Below are 18896 nucleotides of genomic sequence, written 5' to 3' on the forward strand. Positions count from 1 at the left end.
GGGTTTCATCCCCATGCATAAATGCAGGGGCTTTCACCCTTCAATTCTCGGTAAAAAGCTGAAATCTATATAAAATAAGCTTTAAGAGCCTCTATTTCCGTTGCATGCAGGGTTTTCGGCTCAATGCCGTTGAGACACATGAGAAACAGGAGCTAGGAGCATCTCCCCTAGCTTTTAACCACACTCTGCTTTTTGATGACAACCATTTTTTATCCTTCAAGTAGGCTGACGGCGGTGAACTACCCAATCAACCACCCACAGCAGATAATGCCATTAGTGTTTCTTTCGCACCCAACTCATGCAAACTGCTCAACTTGTCAGCAACAGTCTCGACGAAACGTGGCGACTGTACTAAATCTCCAAAAATCTCAAACATGTTGAGCAAGGGTCTGGGATCTGTTTTACCTGAGCGGGCTTGTTGAGTGAGGATCTCTGCTAATGGGTCATCAATGGGGATAGGACGGTTCTGGTCGTCATAACCATTGAGATAGCGACACCAAGCAGCAATGGTCAAACTTAGGTAATCGATCGCACCTCCAAGTTGTAATTTATCGCGGAGCGATCCCAAAACAAACTTCGGCATTTTGGCTGATCCATTCAGGCACAGGCGCGGAAGCTGATCGCGAATTTTGGGATTGGAAAACCGTTCAATTAAAGTCTTTTTATAATCGTCTAAATTAATCCCAGGAACGGGTTGGAGCGTTGGTGTCACCTCGTCCATCAAGTTAGCGACTGCTTGCTGAAACAAGGGATCAGCCATGACTTCATAAACGTAGGTATAACCTGCCAGAGAGCCGAGATAGCCAATCAGCAAGTGACTAGCATTAAGCAGCCGAATTTTCATCATCTCGTAGGGATGAACATCGTTAGTCATCTGTACGCCAACGGATTCCCAATCAGGTCTGCCTGCACAAAAGGTATCTTCGATTACCCACTGGATGAAAGGCTCCGCGACGCATGGAAATGCATCATCAATACCAAACTGTTCCGCCACCATTTTGATATCTGCTGAGGTTGTCACCGGAGTAATGCGATCAACCATGCAGTTGGGAAACGCCCCCTGTTCAGCAATCCAACGTGCTAAAGCCGGATCGCGCATTTGGGCAAATGTCGTTAGCATTTTCCGCACCATGTTGCCGTTGCCCTGGATATTGTCGCAGGACAGTACTGTAAAGGGTGCCAACCCCTGTTTACGTCGCTTTTCGAGTGCGGCTGTCAAAAAACCGTATGTCCCGATTGGTTGGTCAGGATGTTGCAAATCGTGCTGAATCGTTGGGTGGTTCACATCGAATTCGCCACTTCCTTCAATGTAGTAGTAGCCGCCTTCAGTGATCGTTAGGGTAACAATTCGGCATTCGGGGGTTGCCATTGCTTCGATGACTGCTTGACGATTGTCTGGTGCAAACAGGTATCGAGTGATTGAACTGATGATTCGAGCGCGATCGCTAGAAGGCGATCGCTCAACTAAGGTATACAAACAATCTTGGGACAGCAGCGCATCCCGCATACGCTTGTCATAGTCAGAGTCCAGCAATCCAACACCACAGATTCCCCAGTCACTACCAGGATTCTGATGGAAATAATTATCGAGATACAGCGCTTGGTGCGATCGATGAAATCCACCAACCCCAATATGCACAATTCCATTAGTGATTTGACGGCGATCGTAATTGGGTACGCGCACGTTTCCAGCTAAACGAGACAGGGATGCTTCATTCAGCTTGATTGTTGAGCCTGTGCTGGTATTGCTGTTCATCTTATTTATTAACGGTTAGGTGGTGACGACGACTTTTTGAAACTGCTTCACCCTGTAAGTCAAACAGATGGCAAAGATCACCGCTAATGTGGATAGGAACAAGATCGCGCAACTGGCTGGAATTATCTCCGTCTGTTTGCACGACTAGCGTTTCTCCACCCACAATTTTGACATAGAGATAGGTTTGTCCGCCCAGTCGTTCCACAACTAACACTTCGCCATTCAGTGTTGCGCTATTGCGATCAAGTCGTAGGTGTTCGGGGCGAATCCCCAATGTTGCTTTGTCCCCAACCGACAACTTTCCAGGGTTGACTGGAACGGTCACACTTGCCTCACCAGGAAGTTTGACAGTTATACCAGAGTCATTGACGGCTGTTACTGTGACCGAGACAAAGTTCATCTTCGGTGAACCAATAAATCCCGCGACGAATAGATTGCGGGGATGGTGGTACAATTCTAGTGGCGAACCCACTTGTTCTACAATGCCGCCCTGCAACACCACAATCTTGCTGGCAAGTGTCATTGCCTCAACCTGATCGTGCGTCACATAAATCATGGTGGCTTGCAGGCTGTCATGTAAGCTGGCGAGTTCGATCCGCATCTGCACGCGCAAGGAGGCATCCAGGTTTGACAGTGGTTCGTCAAACAAAAACACTTTGGGATTGCGAACCAAGGCACGACCAATTGCTACTCGTTGGCGCTGTCCGCCGGATAATTCTTTGGGCTTGCGGTTTAACAGTGGTTCCAGTTGGAGGACACGAGCGACTTCACGCGCCCTTTCATAACGCTTGGCTTTTGGCACACCCGCGAGGCGGAGGCTAAACGCCATATTCTCCGCTACGGTCATGTGAGGATACAAGGCGTAGGTTTGAAACACCATTGCCAAACCGCGTTTATCCGGAGGCACATCATTGACTTTGTCTCCATCAATCAGCAACTCGCCAGAGGTGATTTCCTCAAGTCCGGCAATCATGCGTAACAAGGTCGATTTTCCACAACCGGATGGACCAACAAATACAACAAATTCGCGATCGCCAACATCAAGATCAACGCCTTTGATCACCTCAGTATCGGCATAAGTTTTATGGATATCTCTTAAAGCAACTGTTGACATAAAATCTTCTGTTAATAAGTTTAAAAAAAGCAGATGATTATTTCACCGCACCAAACGTGAGACCGCGTACTAATTGCCGTTGACTCAACCAACCGAAGATGAGGATAGGCGCGATCGCCAGGGTTGATGCTGCCGAAAGTTTTGCCCAAAACAATCCTTGAGGACTGGAAAATGAGGCAATAAATGCGGTTAAAGGAGCGGCATTAGCCGTTGTTAGGTTAAGGCTCCAAAACGCTTCATTCCAGGACAAAATGATTGAAAGCAATGCGGTGGAAGCAATTCCAGGTAATGCCAGTGGCAGCAACACATGAATGAGTTCTTGCTGCGTGTTTGCCCCATCCATGCGATCGGCTTCCAGAATATCTTTGGGTACCTCTTTGAAAAAGCTGTAAATCATCCAGACAACAATCGGCAAATTGACCAAGGTGTAAATAATGATCAAACCGATGCGGGTATCCAGCAAATGAGCGTTACGACACAAGATGTAGATCGGCACCAGCACGCCAACGGGTGGCAGCATTCTAGTGGACAGCATCCACAGCAAGGTGCCCTTAGTGCGTTTGGTTGGGAAAAACGCCATTGCATAAGCGGCAGGTACGGCAAGCAGCAGCGCGAGTAGGGTCGATCCGAGTGAAACCGCCACACTGTTGAGCGCATAGTTGAAATAGTTTGCCCGATCTTGGATCGCCACATAATTTTCTAATGTCGGCTGGAAAAATAACTGAGGGGGAGTTGCAACCGCCGCCACCTCCGTTTTAAAACTGGTGAGAAACATCCAGAAAATCGGGAAAAACAAGCTGCAAGCGACAAACCAGCCGAGCAAGGTAAATAGCCAACGGCGAGAAGTTTTTTGTGCCATAGTTAGGTATCCAAATTACGAGCAACACTACGCATCAGAAAAATTGCCGCGATGTTGGCAAGAATTACCGCAATTAATCCACCCGCTGAGGCACCGCCCACATCAAATTCCAGCAAGGCTCTCAGGAAGATGTAATAGGCAAGGTTGGTCGTTGCCACTCCGGGTCCGCCACCTGTGGTAACAAAGATTTCTGCAAAGATAGTCAAAAAGAAAATCGTCTCGATCATGGCGACTACGGCAATGGCGCGGCTCAGATGCGGTAGCATGACGAAACGGAATAAGGCTAGAGCATTTGCTCCATCCATCCGGGCTGCTTCTAGCTGCTCATGATCTAAAGACTGAATTGCCGTCAGCAAAATCAGTAGGGCAAAAGGAAGCCACTCCCACGAAACAATGATAATGATGGCAAGCAATGGAAAATCTGCAAACCAATCGATCGCCCCCAAACCCAAACCTCTTGTGAATTGAGCAAACAGCCCATTCACCGGATGCATTAGCATATTTTTCCAGATTAGGGCACTGACCGTAGGCATGACAAAAAACGGAGAAATCGCCAGCACCCGCGCAATTCCCTGACCATAAAAGTCCTGGTCAAACAGAACTGCCAGGAGTGTGCCTAGACCAATCGTGATCACCAGAACGGACACGACCAGAATCACCGTAATGGCGATCGATGTCCATAAAGCTGAGTCAGTTAGGATGAACGTGAAGTTTTCAATCCCGATGAATTTGCGAGCATCTGGATTGAGCAGGTTATACCGCTGAAAGGAAAACCATAGCGTCATCGCTAGGGGCACAATCATCCACAGCAGCAAGGCAATAACAGAAGGCGCAACCAGGGGTAAGGTTGATGCCTGTCGCTTGGTTCGTTGCTTAGTGGGTGGCGTTTCCTGGTGACGCTTTACAGCTAATGAAGAAGACATAGCCTGATAGAATTTTGGATTTTAGATTTTGGTAGATTGTGAAAGTTTTATGGGCGAACATTGGCTCTGGTTGCCCTAAGGCGTGTTTTCAAACTTCCCCGTCAGATTTAGATCCCCCCCAGCCCCCCTTAAAAAGCTACCGTGTACACACAAGTCGGCAGACCTCTCCCCAAACCCCTCTCCGAAGCGGAGAGGGGCTTTGAAGGTGGCTCCCCTTCCCTCTCTTCTCCTGTCGGAGACGCTGCGCGTTGGCGGAGCCTGCGCTTTGCGCTTACGAGGCGCTGCGCGAACGCAGGGAAGGGGCTGGGGGTTAGGTCTAGGAGCACTTTGAGCAAAATAAGTCACTTGTGTGTACGCGGTAGCCTTAAAAAGGGGGACTTTGACTGAATTCTTCCCCCTTTTATAAGGGGGGCTGGGGGGGATCTCCGGGTTCACTCGATATATCCGGTGTGTTTCATAAACCGTTCAGTTGAATTCTGCGATTGCTGCAACGCCTGATCGACTGAAAGGCGATTGGTTAGCGCTGCTGCCATAGTTTGCCCAACCGAAGAACCGATCGCCTGAAATTCTGGAATATCCACATATTGAATGCCCTTGTAAGGCGTTGGGTTTGCGGCGGGACGGGTAATATCGGCAGATTGGATCGACCTCAGCACAATCGAAGCAAACGGTGCGGCTTTTTGATAGTTGGGATTGTTATAGGTGGAAGTCCGCGTACCTGGTGGTACGGCGACCCAGCCACTTTGGTCAGCAACTAATTGGATGTATTCCTTTGAGGTTGCCCAGGCAACGAACTTTTGAGCAGCTTCGGGGGATTTTGAGGTTTTTGGAACGGCTAGTGCCCAAGCCCAGAGCCAATTCGAGCCGTTTGGATATCTCTCAATTGGCGCACGGGCAAAGCCAACTTTGTCATAAACTTGAGATTCTTTTGGGTTGGATAACAGTCCTGCTGCAACCGTTGCATCTACCCACATGCCGCACTTACCCGTCGAGAATAGTGCTAGATTCTCATTGAATCCATTGGAACTGGCTCCCGGTGGACCATATTTGTTGAGCAAATCGACATAGAAGGCGATCGCTTCTTTCCAAGCTGGAGTATTTATAGTGGGTTGCCACTTCATGTCAAACCACTGTCCACCAAATGTGTTGACCAATGTGGACACAAATCCCATGTTTTCGCCCCAGCCCGGTTTTCCGCGCAGACAAACACCATAAACCCCATGCGCTGGATCGTGAATCTTGCTCGCCCATTCTCTGATCTGGGGATAGGTTGGCTGTTCGGGAACCGTAATCCCTGCTTGGACAAACAAGTCTTTTCGGTAATACAGCATGGAACTCTCCCCATAGAACGGGACAGCATACAGTTTGCCGTTGTTGGAAAGCCCTTCTCGTATGGGTTTTATCAGGTCATTCACGTCGTAGCTGGCGGGTAGATCCAATGGTCTTAACCAATCTCGTCTTGCCCAAATTGGCGTTTCATAAGAACCGATTGTCAGGACATCGAATTGCCCGCCAAGGCTTGCAACGTCTGTGGTGGTGCGTTGGCGCAACACGTTTTCTTCCAGGACTACCCACCTCAGTTGAATATTTGGGTTGGCTTGTTCAAACTTGCGGGAAAGCCCTTGCATGACCACCATGTCGCCATTGTTGACAGTGGCGATCGTCAGTCTTGTTTTCCCTGCTGCTTGCGAACTCGGCGAACACGCGTGCAGTAGCTGCACCAGCATCACTCCAGCAAGGAACCCAACCAACATCTTAGCGAAGCGGGGCATACGCATCGCACAGCTCCTTAAGTATTAAAATCACATAAAAAAAATTAATTTTATGCTCTAATATTGAGCGGTTGCCCAATAATTGAATCATACTAGCTCACCTTAAATACAGAACACTTAAAGAGTATTTGCAACATATATTCATAAGGATTGAAGAGTATGACAGCTAAAGCAAGCTATCACTTTGCTGGTAAAACGATTCTGATTACGGGCGGTGCTGGTGATATTGGTCGGGCTACCGCACAGCGTTTTGCCGCAGATGGTGCAGGTGTAGTACTCCTAGACTTAAACGAAGCGAAGATGGCGGACGTTACTCACGAATTGGAAGCATACAAAATTCCAGTCGCTACCTTTCGCTGCGATGTTACGGCTCCTAACGACGTTGCTCAAGCCTTGGATGGTGCTGTAGAGCGATTTGGGCGTATTGACTATGTTTTCAACAATGCGGGTTATCAAGGAGTGTTTGCCAAAACTGACGAGTATCCCAATGACGATTTTCAAAAGGTCATTGACATCAATGTTGTCGGAGTTTTTCACGTCCTTAAGGCTGCGGCACAACACCTACGTGAATCGGGTGGAGGAGCGATCGTCAACATGGCAAGCTATGCAGGAGTGGTTGGTCCTCCAAATATGATCGCGTACTCAGCCTCCAAGTTTGCTGTGATTGGGATAACTCAGACAGCAGCGAAAGACTTGGCTCCCTACGGCATCAGGGTGAATGCACTCTCGCCTTCGCTGATTGGTCCCGGCGTCATGTGGACGCGGCAGACTCAATTGCAGGCGGGCGTGGGGTCACAGTACTTTGATGCCGATCCTAAAGTGGTAGAGCAGCAAATGATTAATTCAGTGCCAATGCGGCGTTTGGGGAGCCTTGAAGAAGTTGCCAACGGTGTGGCATTTCTCATGAGCGAGGAGGCAAGCTACATTACGGGGTTTAACTTGGAGATTACTGGCGGACAATAGGGAAAAGGGCTGACCAGACTCGCTCGCCCCCTCCCTGACTGCAAGACCATAGATAGATGCAATTTTAAGTTTGCCTATAATCAAGGCTACTTTACAAAAAGTCTCTAGAGAAGGAAGCGAGACGCTAAATTTGTGCTAAATTTTTGAAACTTATCTGTTTGTGCCTTTTGGTGCGCCTTCTTCTAAAAAACAAAGTTAATGTTAAGTTTGAAAATATTCACACTTACAAACTAATACGAAGTTTTTTATCCGGTATAGGCTTGGGAAGGCTTGTTCTGTTATGTTTCAGTTAGAGTTGAAGTTAGGTACAGCGAAATATTGTCCAGCTTATGAACAACAAAATTCCCGACTTCTTAAAGAAGTCGGGAATGTGAGGCAATGGATTTTCAAAAACACACAAGAAACGTCATATTTTGCCCTTAAAAGTATCCATGTTTACAGAGAAACTTAATACTTTTTCTATCTAAAATATACTTATGCTGTTCATAATATGTGTTTTACATATAACACAATCTCTAAGGTGCAGCTAACAATACGTAGAGGAGAACCCCGACATAATCGGGTAATCAAGGAAACTTGAACATAGGTATAATATGAATGCTTTGAATCAAGAAGTCTCCACCAAGCTAGAGTTAATCCGCCAAACCCTCACCGAAACAGAGGCGCAAGGTTTGCGTCTACGCGGTACAGATTGGTTTGCTTGGGCGACTGCTGGCGCTTCTCACACCGTGCTGCTGACTGCTGAAACCGGAGTAGCAGAAGTGTTGGTAACGACACAAGATGCTTGGATATTGACTGATGAAATTGAAGCACAGCGCTTAAAGGACGAAGAACTGCCGGCTAATTTCCAACTGCACGTTAACCCTTGGGCTGATGCTGCTGCGCGTGAATCTTTTGTCCGTGATGCGACTGGTGGCGGGAAGGTTTTGAGCGATCGCCCCATCCTTGATGTAGAGAAGCTATTACCGCCGTCTTTACAAAATCATAAAAGAGTCATGATGTCAAGCGAGCTAGAGCGATATCGCCAAGTGGGGCGAAAAGCAAGCGAAGCGATGACAGAGGTACTAAAAGCAGCCAAGCCAACCTGGACAGAATATCAATTAGCGGGTGCGGGTGCAGAGGCGTTGTGGGCGAGGGGGTTGCATCCAGCGCTGACACTGGTGGCTGGCGAAAGGCGTTTACCGTTATACCGCCATGCTACAGCCACAGGCGAACAGATTGGACGGCAAGCGATGCTGGTGTTTTGCGCTAGGGGATATGGTTTGTATGCAAACCTGACGCGATTTGTCTGTTTTGGTGCGCTTAATGATGAACACGCGGAATTGCATCGTCATGTCCGTGAAATTGAAGCCGAAGCTTTGAATGTGTGTAAACCGGGAACACCTCTCAATGCAGTTTATGACACTTTAGCGAAAGCCTATCAACAGCACGGATTCAATAATGCAATCCGCGAACATCATCAAGGTGGAACTACCGGATATCTGGCGCGAGAAATTGTGGCAAATCCCACTACTACCGACACTTTAGAAGAAGGGATAGCTGTTGCTTGGAATCCTAGTTTACCAGGGGCAAAAGTTGAAGATACTTTTGTGATTCTCCAGGATGGCAAATTGGAAAATCTGACTTTAGATCCCAATTTTCCCAGTGTTGAGGTAGAAGGAAGGCTACGTCCCATTCCGTTGGAGAAGGGATAATTCTTAGTTCGATTGTAAGTGCGATTGGCTTTGCCACTGCCCCTTGGGCAATCGCCCAACTGAATGTATAGTCTATCACATATGCATGATTTATATCTTTTGGGTGGAGTGCAACTATTTGTCCTGGTCAAGAATATAAAACAATCTTAGATTCATGAGCTCCAATCATGAAAATCTATAGAGTAGAACCCCGGCATAATCGGGGTTTTTTTCTTGTTGAGCAAAATTCTTTCAAATCGAATGTATACACAATTACATATTTTCAATTTGTACCTTTTGGATGTGGGGCATCGCCAGTTTGAAAACCACAATAAAGCGAAGATGCAAAATAAACCTACAGTCCTTTTTTGGTGAGTGTGAGATGAAAAAGTCAAACAAACAATGCAAGGACAGTTAAGACAGTTAAGACAGTTAAGGAATATTTAATAATTTTTTTAGATTTCGAGAATGAAATTTTAAGGAAATAATATTTATAGAAAAAACCTCCAGTGAGTGTGATTACTGGAGGCGTATGCTGAACCAATATTTGTTCTATTCAGTATTAGACAGGTAAAACAAATATTAAAAAAGCTAACACGAGCTAATCTAAGTAAGTATTTAGATTTCTCTAATTAGTCCCTCAATTATCAGGTGTCAAAATCTTGGTTACAATTTTTTGTTTAAGTTCTAACTTATTTTCTTTGATTTCTTGTAACTCTTTTTGTAATTCAGGCAAATGCTTCTTCATCTCCCGTAAAATCATAGTATCCGTTTCTCCTTCAGTTGCTGTACCGAAATCAGCCAGTTTTGTAGTAAACTGACATATTTTGCTATCAGGCTCTAGGATTGTGAGAATTGCAAAGAAATTTGCCAAATCAGTCAACTCCATATTTAGTTCCTCACTTCTAATACGTAAATGTTGTTACTTGATATTTCATATCCATATTGAAACCAAGTAAGCATAAATGCAAGGACAGTTAAGACAGTTAAGACAGTTAAGGAATATTTAATAAAAATTTTAGATTTTGAGAATTAAATTTTAAAGAAGTAATATTTATAGGAAAGCCTCCAGTAGTACTCACTGGAGGCGTATGCTGAACCAATATTTGTTCCATTCAGTATTAGACAGGTAAAACAAATATTAAAAAAGCTAACACGAGTGAAAAAGAGAGGAAAGGACAGTTAAGACAGTTAAGAAAATCAACCAAGACAGTTAGGACAGTTAAGACAGTTAAGCCAAAAAATCTATCTTAGGAATGAAATTTTTACCATTCTTCAGGGGTGATTTTCTCCAACCGTCCTGTTACAGCTAGTTTCCAGCATTCATCAAAGCTGATTCCCCTTTTCTCTGCTAGGTACTGAACTCTGTTTCTAATTAGTTGCTCTCGTTCTTGCAGTTTATGCAGCTTTCTTTTCTTGTAATAGCTCATTAATTACTGTGTTAATAGCGAATAAAAGACCTTTGGCTTCATCTATTGTCAGGCTTCCACCTTTGACTTCTGTTGTCTGGGTTTCACCATTGGCATTCTTTTCTTGCCGGGGAATAAATTTGGAAACTTTTACCTTTAACTGTCTGTAAAAAGCGATTGCTTCATCAATTTCTTCGGGTGCGAATGTTTGGGTTTGTGTGGTGGCATCGGCAAGATACTGTGTAGCTGCAACATCCACAGAAGCAGCAACCGCAGGAGATGAGAAGAACATCGTGCTACTTGCAACCAGTGCCAAAAACACTAACATCAGTCGTCGTGCGATTCTAGTGATACTTTTCATGGTTTTCCTTGTATACGTACAAATACGTAAAAAGTTAGCAGTAATCAAAAAGGGATGCAAGGACAGTTAAGACAGTTAAGAAAATCAAGTAAGACAGTTAGGACAGTTAAGACAGATAAGCCAAAAAATCTATCTTAAGAATGATATTTTCATATATTGCGAGAATCTTCTAATACACGCTTGAAACATACATCAGCATATACTGATATGCAGATGTATATTTCAGTACTGCAAAATCTAAAATTTTTATTAAATATTCCTTAACTGTCTTAACTGTCTTAACTGTCCTTGCATCCCTTTTTTTACTCGTGCTAACTTTTTTAATATTTGTTTTACTTATTCAGTACTGATTAGAACAAATATTGGTTCAGCAAGTGCCTCCAGTAATTGCATTTACTGGAGGTTTTCCTATAAGTATCACTTCCTTAAAATTTAATTCTCGAAATCTAAAAATTTTATTAAGTATTCCTTAACTGTCTTAACTGTCCTTGCATCCCTTTTTTATTAGTGCTAACTTTCTACGTGTTTGTACATATACTTAGATCTTGCACCTCACCGTAAGAACCGAGCCTATGTAAAAAGCGGTGCGATAAAGTTACATTACTTTTTTGGACTTTTACAGCTATATTAAGAGCTTTGGGTTTGATACTGAGTGCTCAAATCTAATCAACTTTTATTGGTGCAATTTGCTTCAGCCAGCTTCACAACGGCTGCAACTAACTCAGCAGGTTCAACAGGTTTGGATATATGTATTTGAAACCCGGCTGTGAGCGCACGATTACGTTCGGATTCTCCAGCAAACGCTGTAAGAGCAACAGCTGGAATTTGCCCCCCAAGTTCTGCTGGAAGAGCTCGGATTCTCTGAATCAGCGAATAACCGTCCTCACCCGGCATACCGATATCACTAATCAGCACATTGGGTTTGAATTGTGAGAGCGCGGCTAGGGCTTCACTTGCTGATGTCACCGTCGTGACTTGTGCCTGAGATTGTTCTAAAATGAAGGTAATCAGTCCGAGAGTATCGATATTATCATCCACAACGAGAATTCGTAAGCCATTGAGAGATGGAAACTCATCACTAGCGACTGAGTCCAAGTTGGTTGGCTGTACAATTTGTTCTTCTGTTCTTATCGGTAGTTGCACCGTGAAAGTTGCACCCAAGCCTTCCCCATCACTAGTTGCATAAACTGTGCCATTGTGCATCTCAACCAAATGACGCACGATCGCCAGCCCTAAACCCAGTCCACCATTTGCTCTGGTGCTTGTCCCATCAGCTTGACGGAAGCGTTCAAAGACGTAAGGAAGAAAATCAGCGCTAATACCTGCTCCCGTATCGCTCACCGTAATTTGAGCCATTGAATTTACCTGCTCGAGCCGAATTTCAACCCGTCCTCCAGAAGGGGTAAATTTGACAGCGTTGGAAAGCAGATTCCACACAACCTGTTGCAGGCGATCTGCGTCACCTGTCACCTGAGCAACATTAAGGTCAAGTAACGACTGAAACTGAATTGCTTTGGCTTGAGCTATGGGATGTATACTTTCGCTTACGGCATCAATCACTCTTATCAGGTGCAGGGGGCGTAGGTTAAGGCGGATTTTGCCTTGGACAATCCGTGAAACATCGAGAATATCTTCAATGAGTTTCTTTTGAACTTCAGCATTGCGCTCAATAGTTTCTAGAGCCTTGGCGGCAGTGGCTTGATTTAACTTCCCCTGACGAAGCAGTTTCGCCCAGCCTAACATCGAGTTTAGCGGCGTGCGTAGTTCGTGGGAAACGATCGCTAAAAACTCGTCTTTTATCCGGTTGGCTTCCCAAGCTTCCCAGTAAAGCCTTGCATTGTCAATCGCGATCGCAGCCCGTTGAGCAACTTCAGTAGCCATCGCCAAGTCTGCCTTTTGATATCGACGTTCTGGCTGTCCCAACACAAAAGCGATTGTACCGAGCTTGCGCTGACCAGCAATCAGCGGCACAATCATATAAGACTGTGCATTCAACTGCCGCATCAAGCTCAAGTGTTCGGCATCCTGGGCTACGGATAGTACAAGTGACTCTGGAATTTCGGTAGCCATTTCCGGCTGTCCGGTTCGTAAAACTTTTGGTGCGCCAAAATCTGCATCAGCTGGAGGTGGATAACGTTCCCTGAGTTCTCGTATCAGCGCTTCCTTCTCTGGGTCAAATGCAACGATGATTGGATTATCAAAAACGACCAAATTCTTCTCAATAATATCAACAAAGCACCAGTCTGCAAGAGTTGGTACTGCTATACTCGCCACGCTAGTGAGCGTAGTACGGTAGTCGAGCGAAGAAGCTAAAAGGCGGCTTGCTTCAGCTAAGAAGGTGGAACGCCTTTCTTGGGCTTCGGCTTCAGCACGGGCGGCTTGCTCACGAGCAAGAAACTGCTCTCTTTCCGATTCCGAGCGTTTGCGATCGCTGATGTCGTGGCAATAAATAGTCAGCCCATCCGAGCGTGGATAAACTCTCACTTCCAGCCACATATTGAGATGGGGACAAAACGCTTCAAATTGGACAGGAAGTTTTGTTGTTGCTGCTTCATAGTACTTTTGATAAAACACTGAGCCGACTGCTTCAGGATACTCTTCCCAAATGTTCTTGCCGAGAAGCTCTGCCTGCGTTTTGAGCAAAATTTGCTCTGATTTTCGATTAACGTACGTAAATCGAAACTGCTGATCTAAAGCACAAAAGGCATCAGTAATGCTTTCAAGAATATCGGCACAACGCTGATTGGCTTCTTGCAAAGCTCTCTCTGCTCTCTCCTGTTGTTCTAATCGTTGCAAGATTGAGCGGACAGCAACAGGCAAACGAACATAGTGTTTTGCTGATTTGATGATATAGTCGTCCAGCCCAGCCTTCATTGCTTCGACTGCAATCTCCTGAGTGCCGCTATCGGTAAACATAATTACTGGACACTTGGGGTAGCGGGATTTGATATCCTGTAAAAGAGCCACTCCATCACTCCAACGCACACGATAGTCAGTGATGACAAACTCAAAGTTACCTGCTTTCAATGCTTGATGGAAGTCCTCTGCTTTTGTAACTTGTTCAACTTGAACCTCAGGAAACTCAGACTTGAGTTTATAGACGATTAAAGCACGGTCATGTTCGTTATCATCAATCAGAAGCAAACGCAGCATTTGAGTTTTTTTTGTCAGCAGTGAACACTCGTTATCATCAACACTAGTATTTATATTGATTTGGCGTCAGTCATCCCATTTCTTGCTATAAATATTAATAATTGCTAAGCCTTAGTAAAGCATACTATCCTCAGAAGGAGCTGGTAACTCTATCCAGAAACGACTTCCAACAGATGCTGTTGATTCGATGCCTACTTGCCCCCCCATACGCTCGATTCCTCTACGGACGATCGCTAATCCAATGCCAGTACCAGGATAAACTTCCTCAGCGTGCAAGCGTTCAAAAACTTTGAAAATGCGCTCTTGGTACTTCGGCTCGACACCGATGCCGTTATCTTCCACCCATAACCGCACCCATTCATTGCGTTTTTGTGTCCATACCCGTACAGATGGCTGAACTCCAGGAGCCATAAATTTGATAGCGTTGCTCACTAGGTTTGTGACCACCTGAACAAGGGTAGTATAATGCCCAACAACTGGAAGCAGTGGTTCCTCTACTGTCACAATCGCGTGTTGCTCCTGAATTTGTGCTTCCAGTTGAGTCAGCGCCTCCGCCATAACATTTGACAAGCTAATGGGTTTTGGTGACAGCTCATTGCGATTCAAGCGACTGTATGCTAGTAAATCGCGTAGCAGCCTTTCCATCCGCTGGGCGTTTGTGAGAATGCGCTTTATAAAGTCCTGTGCGATCGGGTCTAGTTCGCCGGCGTAGTCTTCCAACAAAATTTGAGCAAACCCTTGTAAAACACGCACAGGTTCCCGCAGGTCATGAGAAACTGAGTAAGTAAAAGCTTGCATATCAGCATTCGATTCGTTCAGCGCAGCCGTTCGCTCTGCTACTCGCTGTTCGAGTTCGGCAGCGTAGCTTTGCAGTTGTTCTCGTTGTCGAGCCTGCTGAATCGCCACTGCTAGCTGGTTTGCAACCTCAATAGCAATTTGCTGGTGTTCCAGATTAAACGCTGCTGTTTGGTTGGCAAATAAACTGAGTTCACCAATCAAGTCTCCTTCAATCACCAGTGGTACTGCCAGGAAACTTGGCTTGCCTTCTACAAGTTGCCGCTCGATTAAAAGCGGGCGTTCCTTAAGGGTAGCAATATCTTCTACATAACGAATTCCCCCTGATTCCTTTGAGACAAAAGTTGGTATGAGCTGCTCAAGCTCAACGCTTTCCCCTTTTGACACGCCATCAATTGTCCCTGCCAGTATCTGGGCATTGCCTGTTTCAAAATTAAATAATGCAACGACAGCTTCAACGTAAGGTAGCACCCGATGCATTCGTAAAAGTGCAGCACGGGCAATCTCTTCGGTAGACTCTGCTCTAAGGATGGCACGGTCGATTCGTTGCAGGGCTTCCAGCCGTTGAAGAGAGCGAGACAATGCTTCTTCCGTCTGCTTGCGTTTTGTAATATTTCGTGCTATGCAAATTAAACCGATAACATTACCAACAGCATCTCGATAGGGGTCTTTTGTTGAAAGATAGATGTGAATGCTGCCATTCGAGCGCACCTTCTCTTCCACAACTTCCCCCCGTCCCGTCGTTATAATTCTTTGGTCAACGTCTCTCAAAGCTGTTGCTAAGTTGAACGGTAAGAGTTCTCTGTCATCAAAGCCAATGATTTCTTCTTTTGCCCTGTTAAAAATCCGAGATGTAGTCGCATTAATGAATTTGTAGCGTCCTTGGAGGTCTTTGACAAAGACCGCATCCGTGGTTCCCTCAATGACTGCTTGCAGTAGGTTAGTTCCTTCCTGCAATTCAATCTCGGCTTGTTTGCGTTCGGTAATGTCAATAGCTGTAGTAATAACTAGGCGTCTCCCATCAGGAAGATTGCCCAAAGGAGCCGAGTAAAAGTCCCAAATCCGAGTTTCACCGCTACATGTGGTTACGGTGTATTCTCCTTCTGCAATTCGTGCATTCAGGCTGTAAAGGCGATCGATGTCGGCTCTAACCAATTCTTTCCTTTCACCGTAAGCTTTTTGAGTCCATTCTGAGATAGTCGGGATGTCAACAGGAGTATAACCTGTTAGCTCTGTCCAAGTTCGGTTAATTTGAACAACTTGCCCATCCTCAGCATGTAGCATTATTGGTATTGGAGCATCACTGATGGCACTGCGGAAACGTTCTTCGCTTTGCCGTAGGCGACTTTCTGTGGATTGACGAGCGGCACTTAGACCGCTAATTAGCAAAGACACTGCCACAAATAAGCTCAGTTCCAGAATGCCATTAACAGTGGCAACAGCCAGAGAATAAATTGGAGCTAAAAAGAAGTAAGCGCTTGCCAAGCTACAGAGTACGGTAGCAAGCATTCCTACGTTGCGACTTCCATACCAGGAGCTAACCACGACAGCCGTGAGAAACAGGACGAGGGAACTTTGCGGTAGAAGTGGTGATAAGACGAGCGAAACTAGCAGTGCCACTAGGCTGGTGACAACCGCGATTGGGTAACTTAGCAACCAAGAACGTTCTTCGAGCAGCATATTCTGGTTCAATGCTTGCATAAACATTTGTATGTATCCTGAGCAACACCACTGTCATCTCATACTTATAGCTCTTGAGTGCCTGGTAAAAATGAAATCATCTTTTTCACTATTTCTGCCAACATATCTAAAGAACTCGTTTTTACAAAGTAACCACTACCCCCCAAAGTAGTAACCTGGTTCATTTCATCAGGATCTTCAGAGCTACTCATGACGATAACAGGCAGATGTTTTAGATTTGGTTGCTGCTTAAGCCATGCCAATAACTCTAACCCGTTCATCCTTGGCATTTTCATGTTGCTAATGATTAGCATTGGCAAGGGGTAACGCTCTCGGTCTGCATATTTTCCTTCACCTAACAAATAGTTCACCGCTTCCTCCCCATTGCGTACGAGTTGGAGAGAAACGGACACACCAGCTTTACGGATAGCACGCTGCAGAAAAATTAAGTCGCTGTCATTGTCCTCCGCTAGCAAAACTGGATACGGCTCAGGATGATTCATTGAGAAAGTGGCGCTTTTGGTGTACTTTAACTTTAAAATTTTTTGCTGTGGACTTACCCTATGGGAGGACGTATAATATTCAATTTTTTTGCTATCAATCAATTAATTAATAATTATGGATTTCCAAAAGATTAATTAGTAATTATGAATTTTCAAAAGATATTCGGTAAACCACCTGAAACAGAAGCCAGTGCGCCAGGAAGAGTCAACTTACTTGGCGAACATACTGATTATAATGATGGCTTCGTTCTTCCAACAGCAATTCCCCAACGCACAACGGTACAGCTAGGTTTTAGTACCGATGGACACCACCACTTTTATTCTGAAGATTTAGACGAGCAAGTTAGCATTTTAGAAAGTAATCATACGCCGTCTGGATTTGCAAGTTATATCTTTGGGTGTATTCAACTTTTGCAAAAAGAAGGACACACGATACCATCGCTGAATTTGCACGTCAAATCGACGGTTCCTATCGGTTCGGGTTTGTCTAGCAGTGCGGCTTTGGAAGTCGCAACGCTGAGGGCTGTACGCCAACTCCTCAACCTCCCCATCAATGATGTCGAAATCGCCCAACTCGCACAGCAAGCAGAAATTCACTATGCTGGCGTGCAATGCGGCATTATGGATCAGATGGCTTCCAGCCTCGCTGACACTGAGCATATGCTGTTTTTGGATACCCGTAGCCTGGAACGTCGCGTGATGCCTTTCCCCAGCGGAACAGAGATTGTGGTGATAGATAGCGGTGTGCCTCGCACACTTGCAGGTAGCGGATATAACCAAAGACGTGCTGAATGCGAGGAGGCGGCGCGGTTGCTGGGGGTGAAGGCGCTGCGAGATATTACTGACAGTAGCGCAACAGAAGTATTACCCGAACCGTTGCGGCGTCGCGCCCGTCATGTCGTAACGGAAAATAACCGCGTCTTAGAGGTTTTGCAGGGAGTCTCATCTCAGCGCTTTGGCGAATTAATGAACGCATCCCACGCCAGCTTGCGTGACAATTACGAAGTTTCTGTCCCTGCGCTGGATACGCTGGTAGAGATATTGCAGAAAACAGCAGGAGTATTTGGCGCAAGGCTGACGGGTGCAGGTTTTGGCGGGGCTTGCGTAGCTTTGGTAGCAGCGGGTGAGGGCAGAGGTATTGCTAGTAACGTCCTCGAACAATACAATCAAACAGGTAACACCGGACGAATTTTAGTTCCCGCTACTGATTTTTGATTGGGGAGATGAGGGAGTGAGGGAGTGAGGGAGTGAGGGAGTGAGGGAGCAGGGGAGATAATTTTGGATTGTTGACTAATGACTAATATTATATCCGCTCAATTACCAACAAATCCTGGAAAACCCCACCCCCGTAAAGCTACGCTTCACGTCCCCTCCCCGCAAGCGGGGAGGGGTTAGGGGTGGGGTTTTGTAATTATCGGTAATTTGCCGGACATCATATAATGACTAATGACTGGTGACTAATGACTAAAGTAGTTTTTGGTAACGCTGTTAACGAAGGGGCGAAGCGCTGGGGATGGTTTCTTGGTCACTTTATCACCCCAAGTGAAGATCCGCGATCGACGGAAGAGCTAGAAGTGAAATGGGCTGTCCACAAAGTAGGAGACAGTAGAACTGAGTGGGCAGTCAATAACCAAGCCGCCACCCTTTCTATCCTGATCAAGGGACAATTTCGCCTTCAATTTGAGGACGGAGATATTGTACTATCTCGTGAGGGCGACTACGTTCTTTGGTGTGCAGGTGTGCCGCATTGTTGGGTTGCTGAGTCTGAGTCCACTATTCTTACTGTGAGATGGCCCTCTAAAGCTGGTGATAGTGTGGGAATGCCGACACAAGAAATTAACCAATAAAGGTCTAAAATTAAACCAAAAGATAGAAAAGTCCTTGCGCCAGTTGGTACAGGATTTAATATATTAAATAATAAGATAATAAGATAAT

Annotated in this window: 14 protein-coding genes; 4 read left to right on the forward strand and 10 right to left on the reverse strand. The window is 45.6% G+C overall.

Going from position 1 to position 18896, the window contains the following annotated elements:
- Positions 1-247: 247 nt before the first annotated feature.
- The 5 genes from ACM0OZ_RS36075 to ACM0OZ_RS36095 form a co-directional block, all read right to left on the reverse strand.
- On the reverse strand, positions 248-1756 hold the full coding sequence (locus ACM0OZ_RS36075) for a mannitol dehydrogenase family protein (RefSeq protein WP_414587648.1): 1509 nt from the start codon (positions 1754-1756) through the stop codon (positions 248-250).
- Position 1757: 1 nt separating this feature from the next.
- Entirely contained in the window at positions 1758-2870 is a 1113-nt protein-coding gene (locus tag ACM0OZ_RS36080) for an ABC transporter ATP-binding protein (RefSeq protein WP_414587649.1), read from the reverse strand.
- A gap of 37 nt (positions 2871-2907) precedes the next feature.
- Positions 2908-3729, reverse strand: a complete 822-nt coding sequence (locus tag ACM0OZ_RS36085) for a carbohydrate ABC transporter permease (protein ID WP_414587650.1) — start codon at positions 3727-3729, stop codon at positions 2908-2910.
- 2 nt (positions 3730-3731) lie between these two features.
- On the reverse strand, positions 3732-4652 hold the full coding sequence (locus ACM0OZ_RS36090) for a carbohydrate ABC transporter permease (protein WP_414587651.1): 921 nt from the start codon (positions 4650-4652) through the stop codon (positions 3732-3734).
- Positions 4653-5083: 431 nt separating this feature from the next.
- The gene (locus tag ACM0OZ_RS36095) at positions 5084-6430 is read right to left on the reverse strand and encodes an ABC transporter substrate-binding protein (RefSeq protein WP_414587652.1); all 1347 of its coding nucleotides are present in this window, start codon (positions 6428-6430) and stop codon (positions 5084-5086) included.
- A gap of 153 nt (positions 6431-6583) precedes the next feature.
- Between ACM0OZ_RS36095 and ACM0OZ_RS36100 the strand changes: the two genes are divergently transcribed.
- Complete coding sequence (locus ACM0OZ_RS36100; RefSeq protein ID WP_414587653.1) at positions 6584-7387, forward strand: SDR family NAD(P)-dependent oxidoreductase; 804 nt, start codon at positions 6584-6586, stop codon at positions 7385-7387.
- 593 nt (positions 7388-7980) lie between these two features.
- Positions 7981-9081, forward strand: a complete 1101-nt coding sequence (locus ACM0OZ_RS36105; protein ID WP_414587654.1) for a M24 family metallopeptidase — start codon at positions 7981-7983, stop codon at positions 9079-9081.
- A 619-nt stretch (positions 9082-9700) separates the two neighbouring features.
- On the opposite strand, the gene ACM0OZ_RS36110 is transcribed toward ACM0OZ_RS36105, so the two are convergent.
- The 5 genes from ACM0OZ_RS36110 to ACM0OZ_RS36130 all read right to left on the reverse strand — a co-directional run bounded on the left by ACM0OZ_RS36110 (position 9701) and on the right by ACM0OZ_RS36130 (position 17063).
- Positions 9701-9949 carry a hypothetical protein gene (locus ACM0OZ_RS36110; protein WP_414587655.1) on the reverse strand — a complete coding sequence of 83 codons (249 nt, stop codon included), beginning with the start codon at positions 9947-9949 and terminating at the stop codon, positions 9701-9703.
- Between the two features lie 509 nt (positions 9950-10458).
- Positions 10459-10830, reverse strand: a complete 372-nt coding sequence (locus ACM0OZ_RS36115; RefSeq protein ID WP_414587656.1) for a hypothetical protein — start codon at positions 10828-10830, stop codon at positions 10459-10461.
- Between the two features lie 666 nt (positions 10831-11496).
- A complete protein-coding gene (locus ACM0OZ_RS36120) occupies positions 11497-13983 on the reverse strand; it encodes a response regulator (protein WP_414587657.1) in 2487 nt (828 codons plus the stop codon).
- Between the two features lie 111 nt (positions 13984-14094).
- Positions 14095-16485, reverse strand: coding sequence for a PAS domain S-box protein (locus ACM0OZ_RS36125; RefSeq protein WP_414587659.1), 2391 nt, complete (start codon positions 16483-16485; stop codon positions 14095-14097).
- 38 nt (positions 16486-16523) lie between these two features.
- On the reverse strand, positions 16524-17063 hold the full coding sequence (locus ACM0OZ_RS36130; protein WP_414587660.1) for a response regulator: 540 nt from the start codon (positions 17061-17063) through the stop codon (positions 16524-16526).
- Positions 17064-17105: 42 nt separating this feature from the next.
- Between ACM0OZ_RS36130 and galK the strand changes: the two genes are divergently transcribed.
- Together galK and ACM0OZ_RS36140 are read left to right on the forward strand one after the other, a co-directional pair.
- Positions 17106-18176: a galactokinase gene (galK, locus tag ACM0OZ_RS36135; protein ID WP_414587661.1), complete on the forward strand. Its 1071-nt coding sequence runs from the start codon at positions 17106-17108 to the stop codon at positions 18174-18176.
- A gap of 245 nt (positions 18177-18421) precedes the next feature.
- The gene (locus ACM0OZ_RS36140) at positions 18422-18808 is read left to right on the forward strand and encodes a signal peptidase I (protein ID WP_414587662.1); all 387 of its coding nucleotides are present in this window, start codon (positions 18422-18424) and stop codon (positions 18806-18808) included.
- The last annotated feature ends 88 nt before the right edge of the window (positions 18809-18896 follow it).

Origin of the sequence: Scytonema sp. PCC 10023 (genome assembly GCF_963920835.1) — a bacterium.
Taxonomy (GTDB): Bacteria; Cyanobacteriota; Cyanobacteriia; order Cyanobacteriales; family Nostocaceae; genus Kalymmatonema.

Coding starts and splice junctions, on each gene's coding strand:
- ACM0OZ_RS36095 (WP_414587652.1), bottom strand. CDS start 6,430: ATGCGTATGCCCCGCTTCGCTAAGATGTTGGTTGGGTTCCTTGCTGGA.
- ACM0OZ_RS36075 (WP_414587648.1), bottom strand. CDS start 1,756: ATGAACAGCAATACCAGCACAGGCTCAACAATCAAGCTGAATGAAGCA.
- ACM0OZ_RS36105 (WP_414587654.1), top strand. CDS start 7,981: ATGAATGCTTTGAATCAAGAAGTCTCCACCAAGCTAGAGTTAATCCGC.
- ACM0OZ_RS36115 (WP_414587656.1), bottom strand. CDS start 10,830: ATGAAAAGTATCACTAGAATCGCACGACGACTGATGTTAGTGTTTTTG.
- ACM0OZ_RS36090 (WP_414587651.1), bottom strand. CDS start 4,652: ATGTCTTCTTCATTAGCTGTAAAGCGTCACCAGGAAACGCCACCCACT.
- ACM0OZ_RS36125 (WP_414587659.1), bottom strand. CDS start 16,485: ATGTTTATGCAAGCATTGAACCAGAATATGCTGCTCGAAGAACGTTCT.
- ACM0OZ_RS36100 (WP_414587653.1), top strand. CDS start 6,584: ATGACAGCTAAAGCAAGCTATCACTTTGCTGGTAAAACGATTCTGATT.
- ACM0OZ_RS36085 (WP_414587650.1), bottom strand. CDS start 3,729: ATGGCACAAAAAACTTCTCGCCGTTGGCTATTTACCTTGCTCGGCTGG.
- ACM0OZ_RS36110 (WP_414587655.1), bottom strand. CDS start 9,949: ATGGAGTTGACTGATTTGGCAAATTTCTTTGCAATTCTCACAATCCTA.
- ACM0OZ_RS36140 (WP_414587662.1), top strand. CDS start 18,422: ATGACTAAAGTAGTTTTTGGTAACGCTGTTAACGAAGGGGCGAAGCGC.
- ACM0OZ_RS36080 (WP_414587649.1), bottom strand. CDS start 2,870: ATGTCAACAGTTGCTTTAAGAGATATCCATAAAACTTATGCCGATACT.
- galK (WP_414587661.1), top strand. CDS start 17,106: ATGAATTTTCAAAAGATATTCGGTAAACCACCTGAAACAGAAGCCAGT.
- ACM0OZ_RS36120 (WP_414587657.1), bottom strand. CDS start 13,983: ATGCTGCGTTTGCTTCTGATTGATGATAACGAACATGACCGTGCTTTA.